Origin of the sequence: Trinickia sp. (assembly GCF_051961175.1) — a bacterium.
GTDB lineage: Bacteria > Pseudomonadota > Gammaproteobacteria > Burkholderiales > Burkholderiaceae > Trinickia.
The window spans coordinates 1-3740 of sequence record NZ_JBQCDN010000289.1 but is presented as its reverse complement, the minus strand read 5'-3'; the positions used below and the strand labels follow the sequence as shown (position 1 = coordinate 3740).

The 3740-nt window shown below is 60.9% G+C and carries 5 protein-coding genes and 2 pseudogenes; 3 read left to right on the top strand and 4 right to left on the bottom strand.

Annotated features, from left to right (window positions below; all coding sequences use genetic code 11):
• Window positions 1-236: pseudogene (locus ACTHL0_RS17605) on the top strand (hypothetical protein); the annotation flags it as partial.
• A complete protein-coding gene (locus ACTHL0_RS17600; RefSeq protein ID WP_440568102.1) occupies window positions 233-502 on the top strand; it encodes a hypothetical protein in 270 nt (89 codons plus the stop codon). The pseudogene ACTHL0_RS17605 and the gene ACTHL0_RS17600, both read left to right, overlap by 4 nt.
• 89 nt (window positions 503-591) lie before the next feature.
• Here the strand turns inward: ACTHL0_RS17600 and ACTHL0_RS17595 are convergent, their stop codons facing one another.
• From ACTHL0_RS17595 to ACTHL0_RS17580, 4 genes are all read right to left on the bottom strand, one after another.
• Window positions 592-729, bottom strand: coding sequence for an entericidin A/B family lipoprotein (locus ACTHL0_RS17595; protein ID WP_440568100.1), 138 nt, complete (start codon window positions 727-729; stop codon window positions 592-594).
• Window positions 730-827: 98 nt separating this feature from the next.
• Window positions 828-1379, bottom strand: a complete 552-nt coding sequence (locus ACTHL0_RS17590) for a DinB family protein (RefSeq protein ID WP_440568099.1) — start codon at window positions 1377-1379, stop codon at window positions 828-830.
• 176 nt (window positions 1380-1555) lie between these two features.
• Window positions 1556-2209 carry a glutathione S-transferase family protein gene (locus ACTHL0_RS17585; protein WP_440568098.1) on the bottom strand — a complete coding sequence of 218 codons (654 nt, stop codon included), beginning with the start codon at window positions 2207-2209 and terminating at the stop codon, window positions 1556-1558.
• A gap of 395 nt (window positions 2210-2604) precedes the next feature.
• Window positions 2605-3126: a hypothetical protein gene (locus ACTHL0_RS17580; RefSeq protein ID WP_440568097.1), complete on the bottom strand. Its 522-nt coding sequence runs from the start codon at window positions 3124-3126 to the stop codon at window positions 2605-2607.
• A 297-nt stretch (window positions 3127-3423) separates the two neighbouring features.
• On the opposite strand from ACTHL0_RS17580, the pseudogene ACTHL0_RS17575 reads away from it, so the two are divergent.
• A pseudogene (locus ACTHL0_RS17575) lies at window positions 3424-3740 on the top strand (filamentous hemagglutinin); the annotation flags it as partial.

Genomic DNA, 3740 nt, shown 5'->3' with positions numbered 1-3740 from the left:
ATCTGGCGAGCGTACGCAGCGTCGAGATGCATGTCGAGCACCTCGACACGGTCGACGCGCCGCTCTCGGTGGTGGTCGAACGCATCGGCGGCGCTGGCGACAACGTGCTGTATCGCGGCACGGTGCGCTGCGGCGCCCCAACACTGCTCGAAGGGCGAGCCGCCGTCATTCTCGACGCGCGGACGGCAACCGCGCAGCCTCACGACGTATCAAAAGGAAAAGGAGAACAACGATGAAAAACCGCAAATCGCTATGGCTGCTCGCCGTGCTCGTCGGTACGATCCTGAGCCCTGCCGCTCATGCGGACGTGAAGACGACGGCACACGAAGCAAAGGAAAACATCAAGGCAGCCGGCAAAAAATTCGGCGAGGACACGCGCGAAGCGGCGCACGACATTGGGCACACGGCCAAAGCCGCGGGCCATGCGGTGGCGAGCGGTACACGCAGAGGCTACTACGCGACGAAACACGCCGTCCGAAAGGCCGTCGGGAAGGACGACTAACCCATCGACAATGAGGGCTGCCGCGCCGAAGCCGAGCCGCACTAGCGCTTCGGCATTTCGACGGACGGCAGCCCAGCCATCATGGGTTGCTAATCGGAGTGCCGCTCAGCGGAGTTGGTAATGGCGTGACCGCCATTGGAAATGTCCTGACCAGCACCCGCGACAGTGTGGCAGGCCGTCAGCGAGAGGCTGCTTACAAGCAGAAGGAATGCGATGAGTCGTGTCATGAGCGTGCTCCCTTAGCGAGACGAGCGCGGCGATTGGCACTCGCGCCCTGTATCTCGAGCAGCAACGTCCGTGCCCACCGTGCCTTGCGCAGGCCGCTTCAATCCGCCGAGGTCGCGGGCACGCGGCCCTGAAGCCTGCGCGAAGGCTGGGTCTGATGAAGATGGCCCGCATACGTATCCCGCGGCAGCTTAAAGTCCTGTCCCACCGCCGCGGCCACCCGCTTCAATATCCCGACGACTTCGCCACGGTGATAGCCGCTATGAATGACGACATGCGTCAGCATTTCTTCGCGCGTCATGTATCCGCTGTCGCCATCGGTGAACGTGAACGGAACGGATTCGGCGAGGATCGACGGCGTCGCCTGTTCCACATAGTCGAGATACCAGCGATCCGCCGTCGCCAGCGCTTGCCGCAACGCATCGAGCTCTGGCGTCTCGGGCGTATTGTCAGCGGGGAAACCATGCGGCTCGCCGACAAGATGCGCGGCAAAAATTTTATCGACGACGAGGCAGTGATTCATCAGCCGGATCGCGAGATGCCGTTCGTGTGGATGACTCTCGGCATTCACCTCTTTCAGCCCGTTCAATACCGCTTCGTTGGCCCATGACTGATAGCGGAACATTCGGAACAAGAGGTCGTTTGTGCTCACGGCGAAAATCTCCTTATCGAAATGGGCAAATGGACTTCAAACACCGGCTGCATCGTTTTCGGGAAATCTTGGAACGTCTACTTGTCTTCCCGGCGACGGCCGAACCGCCCCCGGGCGTCGATGCCGCCCGTTAAAAGTCAACGGCTGACGCCGCGCTGGCGGTCAAGCCGGACGATCTACGCCTGGCGCGGCGCAATGCGCTGGCCGGGCATCAGATCGTAAGGCTGTTTCCACCCGGGAAGCGCCGAGATCCGATCCATCCAGCGTGCGATGTTCGGATGCGTCGAGGCGAAATCGAAACCCGTCTCTTCGGTCGGATAGAAGACGTATCCAGCCATCGAGAGATCGGCGATCGTCGGCCTATCGGCCGCAACGTATGCGCGATCGGCGAGATGGCGATCGACTACACCGAATGCGGCTTCCGCTCGCGCCCGGAAAAACGCCAGCACTTCCGAGTGCGGCTGCGGCGAGGCGAATGAGCGAATCCAACGGTACGCGGCCAGATAGCCCGTGAATTTGTGATTGTCGAAGAGCAACCAGCGCAAGACCTCACGCTTTTCGTTTTCGCCTCTCGCCCCGAACTGTTCGAAATGATCGGCAAGGTAGTTCAAGATGACGCCCGATTGCGACAGCTTGTTGCCCGCATGCTCCAGGACCGGAATCTCACCCATTTCATTCACGGCCTGACGCCATTCGGGTGTACGCGTCATCCCGGCGAAATAGTCGACAAACACCGATTCCCAATCCGCACCGGCACAGGAGAGCATAAGTGCGACTTTATAAGCGTTGCCCGATTGCGCAAAACAATGCAGCTTGAACTCCTTGCTCATGTTTTTTCCGTTCTTTATTGGGGATTGGCTACTATGCCACAATCCCATAAATTACCTGCTCGAAGCCCGCTCGTATTCGCGGTCCAATGGGCTGACTAGAAAAGAGCGTGCCCCGTATCCCTAAGTTTCGAGTAGCGCCATGACGACAGCTTCGGCGGTTTCCGCCACCGCAAAAATCAGCCACCCAACCGGCTACGAAGCTTCGTTCGCTACTCACCCGCTCTTGCAGTGGCAGCTTCAGCCTTCAACGCCTTGAATTGCGGTTGTCTTCTGTTTCTTTAGTTATCGTCGGCGCACCGGGCTCCGGGGCCGTGATGCTGAACCCGGCTGGCGGCTTGAGCGATTGTCTGCTTGCGCCGCCGGGATCCGCCAACAAAAGTGCGTGACACGCGCGATCAACCGGGCCGACGGAACTCGTTTTCCACCCAGCTGGCCGCACTCGCGCGGCTAAGCTTGAAGTTCGCGGGTACCTGCACTTGGGCGTGTTGCTCGCCGAATGCGTCGAGCGCGGTCAGCAACGCATACGGTTCGTCCTCGTCCGGCACGATATCGAGCGTGACCTCCCATTCGCCATCGCCCGATGCCGCCGCTACCGTCACGCGTTTATGCAACTGCGCGCGCAACTGCTGCTCGTGCCGGCGTAAAACCTCCGACGCCGTTTTCACGAGCGTATTGAACGCCGCGGTATCGAGCGGCTTCGGATCTTTTTTGTTGCGGCCCATTGTCCAGGGCCCGACGAGCGCGGGCTCCGGTTCGCCGTCCTTGATCATTTCAACGGCCCATCCGTCGTCGTCCTCGTTTTTGATGATGCGCGCAGTCCAGCCGTTATCGCGCCACAACGTATCTTCGTGGAGCGTTTCAGGAGCCTCGGCGAGATCGGTTGCGGAATCGGGCGGCGGAAAGGTGGGTTCGGTCATTGCAAGTTCAGTGATTGGCGGCGCGGTGCGAGAAGGCATGCGTGCGATTGTACCCGCCGGTCCCGCCGCCCATCCGGCGCTGTAACGAACGGACAAGGGGCGGAGCGCGCACACGCCCGCCATGCGGCCTTCTATGCGCATTCGCACGATGGCGGGATCGACTGCGGTTTTGGCGGCGGCGGCTGTAGCTGGAATTCACACGGTGAATGAGACTGTAAGCCGCCCACTCGTCGAGTGGCCCGCCGGGCTCACGCTGGCCGCATGAGTTCGCGCATCTGAAAACAAGAGGTAATCACGATGCTACAGTCCTCATCGACCGGACAGTCACGCCGCTCGCGGCGTGCGACTTTCCCGGCACTCACACCGATCGCCATCGCCCTCTCGTGTGCCATGCCGGCCATCGCGCTCGCGGCCGGGCCGTTACCGCAAGGCGGGCAGTTTGTTGCCGGAACGGGTTCAATTGGCGGCAATGGCACTTCGCTGACCATCAACCAAACATCGAATCGCGGCGTCATCGACTGGAACAGCTTCTCGATCGGCAAGGGCAATCACGTCGACATCAATAACGGCACAGGGGCCACGCTCAATCGCGTCACGGGCGCTACCGCTTCGTC